The organism is Bradyrhizobium sp. SZCCHNS30572, from assembly GCF_032484415.1.
Taxonomy (GTDB): Bacteria; Pseudomonadota; Alphaproteobacteria; order Rhizobiales; family Xanthobacteraceae; genus Bradyrhizobium.
Genome location: NZ_JAUESY010000015.1, coordinates 90,745 through 105,152 on the forward strand (window position 1 = coordinate 90,745; position 14,408 = coordinate 105,152).

Sequence of the window (14,408 nt, forward strand, 5' to 3'; positions counted from 1 at the left end):
GTCCGCTGGACACCCCTGGGTCCTGCGGGCTAGAGCTACCGGCCACCCCCTCGCGTTGTGACGGCTGGTCGTGAGCAAGGCGCAGAACAGATTGCAGGCGCAGGCGCTGCAGGAGGCGATCCACGCGCTGCGCGCGCGGCAGTTCGCGCGCGCCGAGCAGATCGCCGCCTCGATTCTGCGCACGGCCAGGACCGACCGCGCCGCGCTGCTCGTCCAGGCCCATGCACTGCTCGGCCAGCAGCGCGCGAACGAAGCGATCGCGCCGCTCGAGAAGGCGGCGTTGCGCGGCAGCGATCCGGAACTCCAGACGCTGCTCGGCGCCGCTTTGTGCGAGTCCAGACGCGCCGCTGATGGCATCGCCCTACTGCGCAAGACCGCGGCGCGGCGGCCGCCTTTTCTGCCGGCGTTCCAGGAGCTGGCGGGGCGGCTTGCCAAGTCGGGACAGCTCGGTGAAGCCATCGCCGTGATCGAGGAGGCGCTGACGCTGTCACCCGACAGCGTCGACCTCCAGCTCGATCTCGGACGCCTCTCTCTCCAGGCCAATGACCGCGTTCGTGCCCGCACGCACCTGCTGGCGGCGCGCGAGGCCGCGCCGGGACGGCCCGACATCCTGATCGAGCTCGCCTGGGTGCAGTTCCTCGACGGCGACTATGCCGAGGCCGCAGGCACCTACCGCCATGCGCTCGGCCTGCGGCCCGAGGACACGCAGACCCGCGCCAACCTCGCTATGTGCCTGATGGAGATGGGCGACCGCGCCGGGGCCGAGGCGGCGTTGCGCACGGTGGTGCGCGGCCGGCCGCATCTGTTGAGCCGCGCGGCCTATACGATGGTCGTTAGCTCGCATGGCCGCTTCTTTTTCCGGCCGAGCGATGCGGCGAAGTTCCTTCAGGTCGACGGCGTGGCCGCCCTCAAGCCCTGAACCGCTTGCGATAGACGCCGGTCTCGCGCTTCAGCGCCTCGCGCACCTCGTGAATCTCCGCGATTTCCTCTTCGGTGAAGGCCGAGGTCTGCATCGTCCACGCCTGCCGCTTCACCGGAATGCATTGCGCGACCGGCGTGCCCTTTGGCAGCACGCCGCGGAACGACGTGTCGTGCCAATGCGCCGGAAAATGCACGAAGCTATCGTGAAAGCGGTCGCTGTCGACCAGTCCGGTCACGGTGGTGAAGGGCAGGTCGAAGCGGTTGACGGGATGCGTGAACAGCAATGCCCAGCCCTCCGGCGCCTCGATCGTCCAGAGATTGTGAAACTTGAGCAGGAAGCGGTCGGCCTCGAACAGCGGCGAGCCCGTGACCTGCGCGACGTCGTGGAAGCTGATCGGCGAGCGCGGAAAATCGATCGCGCCGCCCGGCGGCAGCTCGTTGTCCCAACTGATCCCGCCATCCTCGACCGTGAGATCGCAGACCAGCGGAATGAGGAAGCCCGTCGTCATCGCGTCGATGAAGGGCGGGCAGCGCTTGACGGTCTGCTCCTCGGCCTGGTTGAGCGCGCTGAACGCGGTGGCCGGCATCGTCTTGACCCAATCGGGAACGCCCATCGGCGCCGGCACCGGCCGCGGAATGAGGCCTTCCAGCTCCTTCGGACAGCGAAATTTCAGCGTGAGCGGATCAGTCTCGGACATGGGCGCCGCGGCTCTTTCGTGGTCGACGGTAGAGGTCTACGCCTTCGGCGCCGAAAGTCCAACGGCCGAGCCTGGGCTTGTCTCTGCTCTATCTCGTCAGATGCGCCTCGGACACCGCATGATTGAACATCGCGTTCAGCGCCGACGTGATGTCGGCGGGCGTGTTCGCCGTATAGAAGAATCCCGGCGAGGCGCAGGCCTTCAGGCTCGGCGGAATCGAAGGAATGTTGCTGTTGGCATAGTCGTCTTCGTCACCGGCGAAGGATGCGTTCACCGGATTGATCACCTGATAGGGAATGTAGAGAACTGAGATGATGATGCCGCGGTTCTTCAGCGGTGTGCAGGAGGTGTTCGGATCGATCACGGTGGCATGATTGCTGCCGGACCATGAGCCATTGGGCACGCCCTTCACTTGCGGGTCTTGCGCGCCGTCGGTGACCAGGAACACGTAGGGCAGGGTATTGGTCGAGGCGCTGCCGTTCCCGACATTGACGATCAGGTTGTTGACGCTGGACAGGGCCGTGTCGATATGCGTTCCGCCCGAGCCGAGAGATGCGTTGGTGTTGGTGTCGAGCAGCGTCGCAAGGTTGGCCGCCGCATAGTTGATGGTGGTCGAATCCGTCGTCGAGCCGTTGATGCTGCTGGTGAGCGGAAAGTAGGAATAGAGATATCGGATGAAGGGGTAGAGGCCGATCCGGAACTGGTTGTTGACCTTCTTGGTGTTGTTCGCCGTGACAAACAGCTGGTTCACGGCATAGCCCACGGCATCCAGCCGCAGCTGGATGCACGCATCTGTCCCATCGGTCGGGCAGTTCGCAACGGTCGCCAGGTTCTTGTACAGTGAGTTTGGCAGGCCGGACACGATCGACGACGGCAGTTGAACGCCCATGGGGTAGTTCTTGTTGGTGGTCAGCAGGTTCTTGTAACCGCTCTGGCTGACGCGCGAGATCGCATAGCCCAGGCAATAATTGTTCGTGGGATATCCCTGGGTCCCTGAATCGGTGCAAGCGCTATTCTGCGGCGAAAAATGGCACGCCAGCGTGCATCCCGTGGGGTATTGCCTGTAGTTGTCCGGGCTGATCGCCTGCATGCGCTGTGCTTCGGACGATGTCGACGGGAGGCCCATCGAGCCCGAGACGTCCAGCGTCAAATAGAAGTCGAGATAGAGTGGCAACGTGACGGAAGAGGACGATTGGCCGCTGACCGTCAGATTCTGATAGCCGATCACCGTCAGGAACGTGGCCGGCACGTTGGCGGTGAATTGCACCTGCGACGTCAGTGTGGACCCGCTCTTGGTGACGGTGCTGGTCTCGGACGTCAATGTGTAGCCTTGAAAGGTAGAGGCGTTGCCCTTGAAGATGTTGTCCGCCTCCGAGACCCCGGCGGTAACGGTTCCGTCCGACGTCATCGCCATCGCCGCTGTATAGCCTGCCGAGTTGACCGAGATCGAGGCGATGCTCGCGGCATCGGCCGCAGACTGGAGCCTGATCTTCATGCGCATGGCCATGGAGTAGTCGGTCGCGCATCCGATCGCCGTGAGAATTGGCAACAGCGCCAGCGCGAATGTGACCGCGATATTGGCCTTGCTGTCGCGGGAGAAGCGCGCGATGGCGGCGCTCGCCCGGCTCGCTGGTCGGCTGATATCCGTCATGCTCTTCCTCAAAAGATCCCGTTGGGGCGGTGAGGACCTGTATTCTTTTCCTCGTTGGCGGTTCCCCGCGGCGATCATCTCCGCGACTGCTTCAAGGAGACCTGCGGTGAGAACCGGGCACGAGCCCGCCCTCCGCCCGCTCCCCCGGCCGTGAGCAGAGGGTCACGCCGTCGCGCGCGGGACCACATGTGGATGTATGCGGACGCCGATTGCGAATTCGGTTGACCTGCGACGAAACATCGCAGGCGACTGTTGCGATTTTGTTTACGTGGCGAGAGAGAGGCGCCGTCCTCCAATACCGTGCCAGCCCATGCATGCGCCTGTCGTCAGCGGAGCCGCGCCGACGATCCACCGGAGCAGCCGCTGCTACTTGGTCGACAGCACCTCGCCGAACCGCTCCCACTGCTTGCCGGTGAAACGCATGAACTGCACCTGCTCGACCGGGAGGTGGTCGGTCTCTGACGTGTTGACCTTGATGCCCGGCAGCAGCATCGGCAGTTCGAGATCCTTGATCGACAGCGCCTGCCGCAAAATGTTCTCGCGCGACAGATCGTTGCCGGCCGCCTTCAGCACGTGCTCCAGCACCATGCCGTTGTTGTAGCCGTTGACGTAGTTGGAATCGCGGATGTCGCCGTCGGGCACGTATTTCGCCATATAGTCGCGCCAGCCCTTGACGCCGGCATCGTTGGCCCAGGCGGGATCCAACGGATCCTTGACGTAGGCCGTCGAGATGATGCCGGTGCCGGCCTCGAGGCCCGCCGGCTCCATGACCGATGACATCCACACCGAGACGTTGGTCAAGAACGTCAGCGGGCGCCAGTTGATCTCATGGGTCTTGCGGATCGCCTGCGCGGCGAATTTCGGCGTCGCGGCGATGATCAGCGCATCGGCGCCGGTCGATTTCAGCTTCACGATCTGCGAGTCGATGGTCGGCTCGGTCGACTCGTAGCTTGCGACGGTCACCGTGCTGTCGAAGCGCTCGCCGAGCACGTCCTTCAGCCCGGCGAGATAGTCGCGGCCGAAATCGTCGTTCTGCGCGAGAATGGCAAAGGTCGAATCCGGCTTCGTCTGCAGCGCGTAGCGCGCATACATCCGCGCTTCGTTGCGGAACGGCGCCATCACGCCCATCAAGGCCAGCGGAAATTGCGCAGGGTCGCCGAACTTCGAGGCGCCCGAGGCCACGAACAGCTGCGGCACCTTCTTGCCCTGGAGATACTTGGCGATCGCGGTGTTGTGCGCGGTGCCCATGGTCGAGAAGATGAACGACACCTCGTCGCTCTCGACCAGACGTCGCGTCTGCTCCACGGTCTTGGGCGGCACGTAGCTGTCGTCCAGCGAGATCAGGTTGACCTTGCGGCCGTTGATGCCGCCGCGGTCGTTGATCATCTTGAAATAGGCCACCTCGCCCTTGCCGAGGATGCCGAAGGCGGACACCGGCCCGCTATAGGGCATGGTCTGTCCAATGCGGATCTCGCTGGCGGTGACGCCCGGCTGATCCTCCGCCCGAGCGGGTACGGCGAGGACGGACGCGGCGACCAACAATCCTGCCGCTGCGATGGCGCTTCGCATGGATACCTCCCTGATGGCCGCGCTGCCGGCGGCGTTTTGGCGCTGAGCATAGGGGCATGGCGGAGGCCGTGCAATTAAAATATATTTTTTGATGAAAATATACTTTTAGGCTTTGCTAGTGTGAATCGATTGTCCCGCGAGAGTGAGTCGATGTCCGGCAGCGCCACCCAGACCGTCTACGAGCAGTTGCGTGCCAGCCTGCTCGCCGGCCTCTATCGTCCGGAGGAGAAGCTGAAGATCAGCGAGCTCGGATCAGCCTTCTCGGTCAGCACCGGGGCGATCCGCGAGGCGCTGGCGCGGCTCACGGCGGAAGGGCTGGTGACGGCGACGCCGCAGCGCGGCTTCCGCGTGGCGCCGGTCTCGGTGGCCGATCTGCGCGATCTGACCGACATGCGCGTCGAGATCGAGACCAAGTGCCTGCGCCGCGCCATCGCCAACGGTGATCTCGCCTGGGAGACCACGGTCGTTGCCGCGCATCACCGTCTGGCCGCGACGCCGATCGCGGCCCATGACGGCAGCTTCTCGCCGGCCTGGATGCTGGCGCATGCCGATTTCCATGCCGCGTTGGCCCAGGCCTGTGGCAGCGCCTGGATGATGCGGGTGCGCGATCTCCTGTTTGCGCACAACGAGCGTTATCTCGATCTCGCCCGCAAGACCGATCGCGGCAACCGCGATGCCGCGCGTGAGCATCGCGAACTGATGGAGGCGGCGCTGGCGCGCGACACCGAGCGCGCGGTGACGCTCATGATGGCGCATCTCGACAAGACCCGGGACACGATCGAGGCGGCGCTGCTCGCAGCGACGGCGATGAATGAGGCGAAGTAGGATCATATCAGGACGCAGACCGCGAACGTCTTCGTGATCCGTTCCGAGCCGGATGTCGCCAGCCGAATGACCGAGGGTCACTTGACGGCTGCGGCCCCTTCATTCGGGGTGACGATGTACTTCCGCTGGGAAACGGGAAGCGTCGAATTGCTCGCGCCGCGCATAGATGCGATCGCTCAGCGCGACGCGAACCACCGTGCCTCGCGTGCGGCCGTCGTCCATCCTTGTCGTCGGCATCGTGCTCCGTTCAGGGCGAGCTAATACGAAGATTCAACTTTTTCGAGCGTCGGCGCTTCCCCCCGTCTCGATGCAACTGCAAATCCGCCGTCAGTGTTAAGCGGCCTTCATGCCGGGCATGCTGTGCATTCAAGGATGCATTCACCACGCGCCGATCTCTCCAAATTTGGAAACGCCCCGGTAACGCACCGTCCCTCTAGTTAAGTCCACTAACGACATTCAGGAGGAGACATTGATGATGATGATTGTGCGGAAGCTGGTTGGTCCCCATGCGCTCAATTCCGGATTTGGTCTGGTGACCATGTTCTCATTGACGGGCGTGGTCGCTTCTCTCGTGCTGGTCCAGCACGGGGTGAATGTCAGTCCGCCCGCGATGTTCTGATCGGACGGCTCACGACTGCTGACCTTGCCCCAGTTCGGAACGAACTGGGAGTTGGTCCGCAAGACCGGTCCGTCCCGATGTCTTGCGGGCTGCCTGCAACCTATTTCAAGACAAAGTGCCACGGACAGGTCATTCAGGCCGTGAACCGCTCTTCCTGTCGCGTGATCCGATCAGCTCGGCGACGAGCGGATTGGGATAGCGGCGCTGCTGGCTCACGGCGAAGAACTGCTCCTTCAGCGCGCTCAGGCGGGCGCGTTCAACCAGCACGCCGGTACGCAGTTCGTCGATCACGACGATCGACGGCACCAACGTGACGGTGCCGCTCTCGCGGGCCATCAGGCGCAGCATCGCCATGTCGTCGACCTCGGCGGCGATGACCGGACGGATCCCGCTGGATCCGACCAGCGCATCGAAAGCCGAGCGCAGCGCGCTGCCTCGGCCGGGCAGGATCACCGGCGTCGTTGCCAGATCCTGCGGGAATCGGAATCGCGCGGGCTTGGCCGGCTTGCGGCTAACGAGGCTGACGCGCTGCTCATCGATCAGCGTGTTGTCGAAATTGCTGCGCATGTCTGGCGCCGCCGGATGGTTGGCGAGCACGAGATCGAGCTTGTGGGCGTCGAGCTGTTCCAACAGGTCGCTGAACTGACCGGTGTGGATGATCAGCTCGACGTCGCCGCGCCCGATCAAGGGCTTCAGGAACGCGATCTGGAAGTTGCGCGACAGGTTCGCCGCGGCGCCGACCCGCAGCAGCTGCCGTCCCGGCCGCAGGCCCGACAAGGTCTCGATCAGCTCATGGCCGGACTTGAACACGCTGCCGGCATAGTCGAGCGCGATGCGCCCGGCCTCGGTGAGCTGCAGGGTGCGTCCAATGCGCTCGAACAGCTTCTGCCCGAGCTGCTCCTCCAGCGCCTTCACCTGCACCGACAGCGAGGAGGGCGAGACGTTGAGGCGCTGCGCGGCGCGGCTCATGCTGCCTTCGCTGGCGATGATCCAGAAGTAGCGCAGGTGGTGGTAATTCAGATGCGGCACGCAATCATTCTATATTTTATAACGATCAGGTTCAATGATTGAAATTTTAGGAATGAACTGCAGCCCGTAAAGCAAGAGGGAGAGATCGTCCCCTGTGATCAAACGACCGGGCCGCCATGAACCAGCTCCTTCCCTGTCTTGCGGCGCTTGCGCCGCTCACGCTCGCGGTCGTCGCGCTCGCCGGCACCGGCGGCAGCGCCAGAACCGTCGCACGTAACGCGATCGCGACCGCCGCGCTCGCATTCGCCCTTGCCACTCTCGCGAGCCTCGGCGCAGCGGTCATGGGGGCAGGGCGGACGCCACTGCTCGGCGGCTACGGCCTAGGGCTGTCGCTGCAGCTCGATACGCTCGGCGCCATCCTCATCATGCTGGTCAGCTTCATCGGCTTCGTCGTCGTGCGCTACAGCCGCAACTATCTCGACGGCGATCCCGGCCAGGTCAGGTTCACGCGCTGGCTGCTGCTCACCCTGGCCGCGGTGCTGACCTTGCTGATCTCCGGAAACCTGGTGCTGCTGCTGGCGGCCTGGATCGGCACCAGCCTGGCGCTCGGCAAGCTGCTGCTGTTCTACGACACCCGTCCGGCCGCGGTCCGCGCCTCGCGCAAGAAGTTCGTGGCGAGCCGGCTCGGCGATGCCTTCCTCGCGGTCGCGGCGCTGCTTCTCTACCTCCGCTTCGGCACGCTGGAGCTCGCCAGCCTCGCTGCGCAGGCCCGCGGCGGAGAAGGGGCGGGATCGGCGATTGTCACGATCGCCGCGCTGCTGATCGTCGCGACCGCGATGCTGAAATCCGCGCAGCTGCCGCTGCATGGCTGGCTTATCGAGGTGATGGAGACGCCGACCCCGGTGTCGGCCCTGCTGCATGCCGGCATCATCAATGCCGGTGGCTTCCTGGTGCTCAGGCTCAGCGACGTGCTGCTGCTGGCCACGCCCGCGCTCGACGTCCTCGCGGTCGTCGGTGGCGCCACCGCGCTGTTCGGCTCGCTGGTGATGCTGACGCAGACCTCGGTCAAGGTTCAGCTCGCTTATTCGACGGTGGCGCAGATGGGCTTCATGCTGCTGCAATGCGGGCTCGGCGCCTTCTCCGCGGCGCTGCTGCACATCGTGGCGCATTCGCTCTACAAGGCGCACGCCTTCCTGTCGTCGGGCAGCATCATCGATCTCGCCCGCGCGTCATGGACGCCGAGCCCCGGCGGCCAGCCGCACGCGGCACGACTGATCCTGGCCTTGGTCGCGGTAATCGGCCTCGCGCTGCTCACGGGGCTCGCCTTCGGCATGACGCTCCGCAGCAACCCGGCGCAGATCGCGCTCGGCTCGGTGCTGCTGATGGGGCTGGTGCACCTGATGGCCAACGCGATCGACGAGCGGCCGAACGCCTTCGTCATCGCCCGCGCCGCGGTGACCGCAGCGGGCGTCGCGATCGTCTACTTCGCGCTGCAGGCCGGCACGGCCTGGCTGGTCGGCGGCAGCATTCCCGCATCGCGGCCGGTCGATGGTGTCGTGCCGATGCTGATCGCGGCGGCCGTGGTGGTCTCGTTCGCGGCGGTGACCGTGTTCCAGAACCAGATGATGCGCCGCGCCGACGCGCCGTTCTGGATCGCGGCCTACGTCCACCTGCGCAACGGCCTCTATCTCAACACGCTCGCCAACCGCCTCGTGCTGACGGTTTGGCCGCGAAGCGCGAGCTCGCACCTTCCGTCCAAGCCGTGAGCCGGAGATGAAGATGACCCAGGCTGCCCTTGCCATGTCCATGACCGACCCGATCGACACCACCGCCGATGCCGGGCTGATGGCCCGCATCGACAGCGCCTGCCAGCGGGTCGCGCCGTTGTGGCCGCTGAAGCACTTCGTCGCCGTCAATCCGTTCCTCGGCTTTACCTCGCAGAGCTTCGCCGCGACCGCCGCGACGTTCGAGCGCGTGGTGCGGACGCGGATGCTGATGCCGCGCGGCTACTACCGGCAGGCGCTCGACGACGGCCGGATCGACGATGAAGCGCTGGCGCAGGCGCTCGCGCTGCATCCCTCGACCGGGCTCGATGTCGATGCGCTCAAGCAGAAGGCGCGCGCCGAGGCCGGGCTGTCGTCGCCGCCCGCCGTCGTGGCGACGGTCGCCGAGGTGCTCGACCGGCTCGCCGAGGGCGATCGCTACGTCTCGCTGGTCGCCTTCATGATCGACGAGATCTCGGCGTTTTGCGCCACCTATTTCGACGAAGGCCAGGCGAGCTGGCCCAGCCCGGTGCGCAAGCTGAAGCCCTATGCCGCGTGGCGGACGATCGCGGCCTATGACCGCAATCCCGAGGTGATGGGGCTCACCGGCTTCCGCAAGGCGATCGCGGAGCTGCCGGCCGATCCGGTGCAGGCGATCGGTCTGATCGTCGACCGGCTCGGCATCCCCGCGCGGGCAGTCGAGGACTATCTGGTGCGGGCACTGTTCGATCTCGGCGGCTGGTCGGCCTATGCCCGCTACATCGGTTGGAACGCGCAGCTCGACGGTCGGCGCGACGAGACGCTGCTGGAGCTGCTGGCGATCCGGCTCGCCTGGGGCTACGCGCTCTATCAGGCGCGCACCGACGACGCCTTCAAGGCGGCCTGGGCGGAGGCCATGGCGGAAGCGGCGAAGCTGCCGGCCGATCAGCGGCTCGACGAGACGCCGGAGCTTGCGATCGATCTCGTGCTGCACGAGGCCTATGAGATCGCCTTCCGGGCGCGGCTGGTCGGGCAGCTTGCCGCGCATGGCGCAGAGGCGGCGATCCCGCGGCTGCCGGCGCGGCCGGCGTTGCAGGCCGCGTTCTGCATCGACGTGCGCTCGGAGATCTTCCGGCGCGCGCTGGAGACCGCTTATCCGGAAGCCGAGACGATCGGCTTCGCCGGATTCTTCGGCTTCCCGATCGAATACGTCCCGATCGGCCATACCAGGGGCGGCGCGCAATGCCCGGTGCTGCTCAAGCCCGCCTTTGTCGTTTGCGAGGCCGTCAAGCATGCCGATGACGTCGAGGCGGCCGAGGTGCTGGGTCTGCGGCTGCTGCGGCGGCGGGCGGCCAAGGCCTGGAAGTCGTTCAAGGTCTCGGCCGTCTCGTCGTTCTCCTTCGTCGAGACCGCCGGCCTCGGCTTCGCCGCCAAGATCGCAACCGACAGCGCAGGTGTCACGCGTCCCGTGCCGTCACCCGTCGTTGATGGTCTCGATCCCGAGATCGCGGCCCGCGTCCAGCCGCGGCTGACACCGGGCGAGCTCGGCGGGCGGGCCACCGGCTTCACCGATCCGCAGCGCGTCGCGATGGCCGAGGCGGTGCTCAAGGCGATGTCGCTGACCGGGCCGTTCGCGCGGCTCGTGCTGCTGGCCGGTCACGGCAGCACCACCGTCAACAATCCGCACGCGTCGGGGTTGGATTGCGGCGCCTGCGGGGGCCATACCGGCGAGGCCAATGCGCGGGTCGCCGCAGCCGTTCTCAACGACTGGCGTGTGCGAGAAGGTCTGCGCGCCAAGGGCATCGACATCCCCGCCGATTGCTGGTTCATCGGAGCGCTGCACGACACCACGACCGATGCCGTGACCTTGTTCGACGAGGACGACGTTCCGGCCGTGCTCGCGCCGGATCTGTCCCGGCTGAAGGCACGGCTCGCGGACGCTGCACGGCTGGCGCGGCAGGAGCGCAGCGCGCTGCTCGGCATCAAGGACGTATCCGACATCGATGACGCGGTGATCGCCCGGAGCCGCGACTGGTCGCAGGTGCGGCCCGAATGGGGGCTCGCCGGCAACGCCGCCTTCATCGCCGCGCCGCGCGCCTTCACCCGCGGCCTCGACCTCGGCGGCCGCGCCTTCCTGCACTCCTACGAGGCCGCCCGTGACGACGGCTATCGCACCCTCGAGCTGATCATGACGGCGCCGATGGTGGTCGCGAGCTGGATCAACCTGCAATATTACGGCTCGACCGTGAACAACGCTGCCTTCGGCAGCGGCAACAAGGTGTTGCACAACATCGTCGGCCAGCTCGGCGTGCTCGAGGGCAACGCCGGCGACTTGCGTGTCGGGCTGCCCTGGCAGTCGGTGCATGACGGCACGCGCTTCATCCACGAACCCATCAGGCTCAACGTCTTCATCGCCGCGCCGGAGAGCGCCATGGACGAGGTCCTGCAGCGTCACCAGGGCGTGCGCGATCTCGTCGTCAACGGCTGGGTGATCTTGCATTCCCTCGGAGAGCAGGGAGCGATCCGGCGTTGCGTGCGTCCGGGCGGCTGGACCGCGGCGTGAAGCCTGCGGTGCGCCCCATGATCAGCAGGCCGCACCGTCGCGTGACCTCACAGCGTCTTCAGGTACTCGATCAGGTCCCAGCGCTCGTCCTCCGAGAAGGCACCGCCGATGATGCCGTTCGGATAATCCTTGTTGGGCTTCGTCGGCCCTTCGAAGGAATGGCCGAGCGTGCTGTTGCCCTTGATCGGCTTGCCGCTGGAATCGCTGGTCACGAACAGCGTCTGTCCGACCTTGCACGTGCTCTCGCCGCCCTTCGGCACTGCGAAGCCGACCGACTTCGGGTCATAGTCGCGCGCGCCCTGGCAGAACGACGTCGGCCGCTCGGCAGCCGGCGTCAGCAGCCAGTACAGCGACGGCACCGAGCCGTTGTGCAGATAGGGTGCGGTCGCCCACACGCCGTTGAGCGGGCGGGCGCGATAGCTCTTGCCGGCCGGGTTGGGGCAGTTCCTGCGATCGCCCCACAATGCGGTCCGCTCCGCCTCGGAGATCTTGCGGTCCTCCATCCATTTGTCGCTGGCCTTCTGCACGACGGCCATCAGCGCCAGCGCATAGGGCATCTCCGTGGTCGAGCCCTGCGGCAGGTTGCAGCCCTTCAGGTCCTTGGCCGGATCGACCTCGAGGAAGCCTGCCACGTTGACCTTGCGGTTGGCCAGAATGCTCGCCTGTCCGGGGTCGGTCTGCATCGCCTCGACGGGCTTCTGCACGAGGTCGAGGATCGGGCCCTTGGCGTTCCAGCCCTTGCTCTCCCAGTCATCGGCTGGCTTGATCTTCCAGAAGCTCTTGTCCGGATAGGTCTTGTCGAACACGGTGTCGGCGACCGGGCCGAGATGGCACTCGACACAGACAGCGGCATAGAGCTTACGGCCGCGTTCGACGCGGACCGGATCGATCTTCCAGGCGTCGTCGCCGGCGAACAGCTTCTCCGGCCATTTCGGCGAGGTCAGCCCGCCGAACGCGGGCGTCGTGGTCGCGAACGGATCGGGACCGCGCAGCATGTTCTCGATGTAGAGCAGGTTATCGATCGCCATCGACGAGCGCCACAGTCTGTCGCTCGCGGTCTTCGGCGAGAAGTTGATCTGTGCGGAGACGCCGAGCGCCTCGCCGGCATTGCGGATCAGGGGCTGCGCGATCGATCCGTCATATTGCGCCCAGGAGAACCACGGAACGGTCCAGATCGGCGGATAGGACACCGGCGCGTCGATGGCCTCCTGGTTGTCGAGCATGTTGGGCAGACCGCTCGAGGCCATGTCGAGGTAGAATACCTGGTTGCCGATGCGGTTCAGCGCGTCGAGCCGGCCGAAGCCTTCCTCCGTCTCGGTCTGGCCCTTGGCTTCGATCGTGGTCTTGTAGTTGTTGGCCTGCATGTTGAGCGCGAAATCGATCGCGGCCTTCAGGCCCTTCTTCAGGCTCGCGCGATCGGCGTCGGACGCATTCGGTCCGAGCACGCGATCGGCAAAGCGCGTGAAGCGGCCGGGCACGTATTGCGTGAAGATCATCGCAAAGCCCATGGCCTCTTCAAGCTTGCGCAGGTCGACCATGCCGGGGCCGCCGTCGAAGCGTACGCTCACACCCTTGTAGTGGATGCTGCCGGAGTGACAGGCCGCGCAGGTCAGGCCGATCTTGTCGGACTGCGCGGCGCCGGTGGCGGGATCGGTCGCGCCGGTGAGCCGGGCAAAGCCGACCGGCAGGCCGCCTTCGTTGCCGGCCGGGGTCGGCTTGAGGCCGGCGGGCAGTGGCGCTGCGGGCTCGGTCTTGGCAGCCGTCGCGGCGTAGCCGAACGGCCGGAGGACGCTTGGGTCGCCGTCGACGCTCTTCGGGCTCGGGATGAAGCCGAAACGTTCGAGATAGGCGCTGTCGGAGATCAGGCCGGGCGTGCCGAACGGCGCCAGATAAGGCTGCTCCATCGCCATGAACCAGGCGTAGGGAATCGGGAAGGTCGCGGTGCCCTGCGTCACGTGGTGAAACCAGTGCCGGTCCTGCGTGGTCCAGCCCTGATCGAGCCAATAGGCCGCCCTGGTCGGCTCGGTCTCGGGCAAAGCGGGCGGGATCAACGCCGCGACCTTCTTCGGCAGAACCTTGCCGAGCTTGTCGCTGACGGCGTCGGGCGCGGCCACCCAGGCGAGCAACACGGCGGCGCCGGCCAGCACTGCCGTGCCGACGAGCGCCTTGCCGATACGCCAGACGATGTTCGCGGGCTTGGGCTTGGCCATCAGCCGCGCGGCGATACGCTGCGGCAGGCGGCGGTCGACGAACAGCGTGCGGACCTCGGCAACGGAGAGATAGCGGCCGTCGCCCTCGCCCTTGCCGAGGATGTTGAGCAGCACCGGCCATTCGCCCTGCATCAGAATGGGGAAGTACCAGCGCGCTCGGTCGCCGTCGCGCGTCAGATTGGCCTTCATGAAAGTCTGGATCTGCGCCTCGTTGAGGCCGCGCTCGGTGCCCCCGTTGGGATCGGGATAGTCGCTGCCGAAGCTCGCGAACCGGTCGATCTCCTCGGGATGAACCTTGGCCTCGGCGTCGAGAATGCGCGATCCGCCGCCATGTTTGTCGAGCGGGCCGTTGCGCAACTGGTCGAGATCGGCGCCGGACCACAGGCTCTTCAGCAGCCGCAGCGGCGACAGGCCGTTGGCGATCAGCGCAACGCCAAAGGTCTCGATGCCGACGAGCCGCTTCTTGAAGCCGGTCTCGCCGCTCGCCGCCTCGACCCGGTCGCCGATGGTCTTCAAGGGGACGCTGTGGCCGTCGACGAAGCCGCCGGCGACGAGCGCGCGCAGGAAGGGACACGGGTTGTCGGACGAGACCGGAAGCTGTCCGGGCAGGGCGTCACGGGCGCTGTCTTCTTGCATCGAAG

10 protein-coding genes are annotated in these 14,408 nt (G+C 66.0%); 5 read left to right on the forward strand and 5 right to left on the reverse strand.

Going from position 1 to position 14,408, the window contains the following annotated elements:
• Positions 1 to 70: 70 nt before the first annotated feature.
• Complete coding sequence (locus QX048_RS34545; RefSeq protein ID WP_315825441.1) at positions 71 to 919, forward strand: tetratricopeptide repeat protein; 849 nt, start codon at positions 71 to 73, stop codon at positions 917 to 919.
• On the opposite strand, the gene QX048_RS34550 is transcribed toward QX048_RS34545, so the two are convergent.
• From QX048_RS34550 to QX048_RS34560, 3 genes are all read right to left on the reverse strand, one after another.
• Entirely contained in the window at positions 909 to 1,619 is a 711-nt protein-coding gene (locus QX048_RS34550) for a hypothetical protein (protein WP_315825440.1), read from the reverse strand. The genes QX048_RS34545 and QX048_RS34550 overlap by 11 nt on opposite strands.
• A gap of 88 nt (positions 1,620 to 1,707) precedes the next feature.
• Complete coding sequence (locus QX048_RS34555; protein WP_315825439.1) at positions 1,708 to 3,270, reverse strand: TadE/TadG family type IV pilus assembly protein; 1,563 nt, start codon at positions 3,268 to 3,270, stop codon at positions 1,708 to 1,710.
• A gap of 366 nt (positions 3,271 to 3,636) precedes the next feature.
• Positions 3,637 to 4,839 carry an ABC transporter substrate-binding protein gene (locus tag QX048_RS34560; protein WP_315825438.1) on the reverse strand — a complete coding sequence of 401 codons (1,203 nt, stop codon included), beginning with the start codon at positions 4,837 to 4,839 and terminating at the stop codon, positions 3,637 to 3,639.
• Between the two features lie 150 nt (positions 4,840 to 4,989).
• Between QX048_RS34560 and QX048_RS34565 the strand changes: the two genes are divergently transcribed.
• The gene (locus QX048_RS34565; protein ID WP_315769302.1) at positions 4,990 to 5,664 is read left to right on the forward strand and encodes a GntR family transcriptional regulator; all 675 of its coding nucleotides are present in this window, start codon (positions 4,990 to 4,992) and stop codon (positions 5,662 to 5,664) included.
• A gap of 472 nt (positions 5,665 to 6,136) precedes the next feature.
• Positions 6,137 to 6,283 (forward strand): hypothetical protein, encoded by a 147-nt coding sequence (locus QX048_RS34570; RefSeq protein WP_315716719.1) that lies wholly within the window; start codon positions 6,137 to 6,139, stop codon positions 6,281 to 6,283.
• Positions 6,284 to 6,412: 129 nt separating this feature from the next.
• On the opposite strand, the gene QX048_RS34575 is transcribed toward QX048_RS34570, so the two are convergent.
• The gene (locus QX048_RS34575) at positions 6,413 to 7,312 is read right to left on the reverse strand and encodes a LysR family transcriptional regulator (protein WP_315716565.1); all 900 of its coding nucleotides are present in this window, start codon (positions 7,310 to 7,312) and stop codon (positions 6,413 to 6,415) included.
• A 116-nt stretch (positions 7,313 to 7,428) separates the two neighbouring features.
• Here QX048_RS34575 and QX048_RS34580 point away from each other — a divergent pair, with 116 nt between their 5' ends.
• Both QX048_RS34580 and QX048_RS34585 read left to right on the forward strand, forming a co-directional pair.
• The gene (locus QX048_RS34580) at positions 7,429 to 9,018 is read left to right on the forward strand and encodes an NADH-quinone oxidoreductase subunit L (protein ID WP_315825437.1); all 1,590 of its coding nucleotides are present in this window, start codon (positions 7,429 to 7,431) and stop codon (positions 9,016 to 9,018) included.
• A 13-nt stretch (positions 9,019 to 9,031) separates the two neighbouring features.
• Complete coding sequence (locus QX048_RS34585) at positions 9,032 to 11,557, forward strand: DUF2309 domain-containing protein (protein ID WP_315753644.1); 2,526 nt, start codon at positions 9,032 to 9,034, stop codon at positions 11,555 to 11,557.
• 47 nt (positions 11,558 to 11,604) lie between these two features.
• On the opposite strand, the gene QX048_RS34590 is transcribed toward QX048_RS34585, so the two are convergent.
• Complete coding sequence (locus tag QX048_RS34590; protein WP_315825436.1) at positions 11,605 to 14,403, reverse strand: di-heme-cytochrome C peroxidase; 2,799 nt, start codon at positions 14,401 to 14,403, stop codon at positions 11,605 to 11,607.
• Positions 14,404 to 14,408 lie beyond the last annotated feature (5 nt).

What these genes read in the sequence shown, in the direction of transcription:
- QX048_RS34550 (WP_315825440.1), bottom strand. Translation starts at nt 1,619, where the DNA reads ATGTCCGAGACTGATCCGCTCACGCTGAAATTTCGCTGTCCGAAGGAG.
- QX048_RS34555 (WP_315825439.1), bottom strand. Translation starts at nt 3,270, where the DNA reads ATGACGGATATCAGCCGACCAGCGAGCCGGGCGAGCGCCGCCATCGCG.
- QX048_RS34560 (WP_315825438.1), bottom strand. Translation starts at nt 4,839, where the DNA reads ATGCGAAGCGCCATCGCAGCGGCAGGATTGTTGGTCGCCGCGTCCGTC.
- QX048_RS34565 (WP_315769302.1), top strand. Translation starts at nt 4,990, where the DNA reads ATGTCCGGCAGCGCCACCCAGACCGTCTACGAGCAGTTGCGTGCCAGC.
- QX048_RS34570 (WP_315716719.1), top strand. Translation starts at nt 6,137, where the DNA reads ATGATGATGATTGTGCGGAAGCTGGTTGGTCCCCATGCGCTCAATTCC.
- QX048_RS34580 (WP_315825437.1), top strand. Translation starts at nt 7,429, where the DNA reads ATGAACCAGCTCCTTCCCTGTCTTGCGGCGCTTGCGCCGCTCACGCTC.
- QX048_RS34585 (WP_315753644.1), top strand. Translation starts at nt 9,032, where the DNA reads ATGACCCAGGCTGCCCTTGCCATGTCCATGACCGACCCGATCGACACC.
- QX048_RS34590 (WP_315825436.1), bottom strand. Translation starts at nt 14,403, where the DNA reads ATGCAAGAAGACAGCGCCCGTGACGCCCTGCCCGGACAGCTTCCGGTC.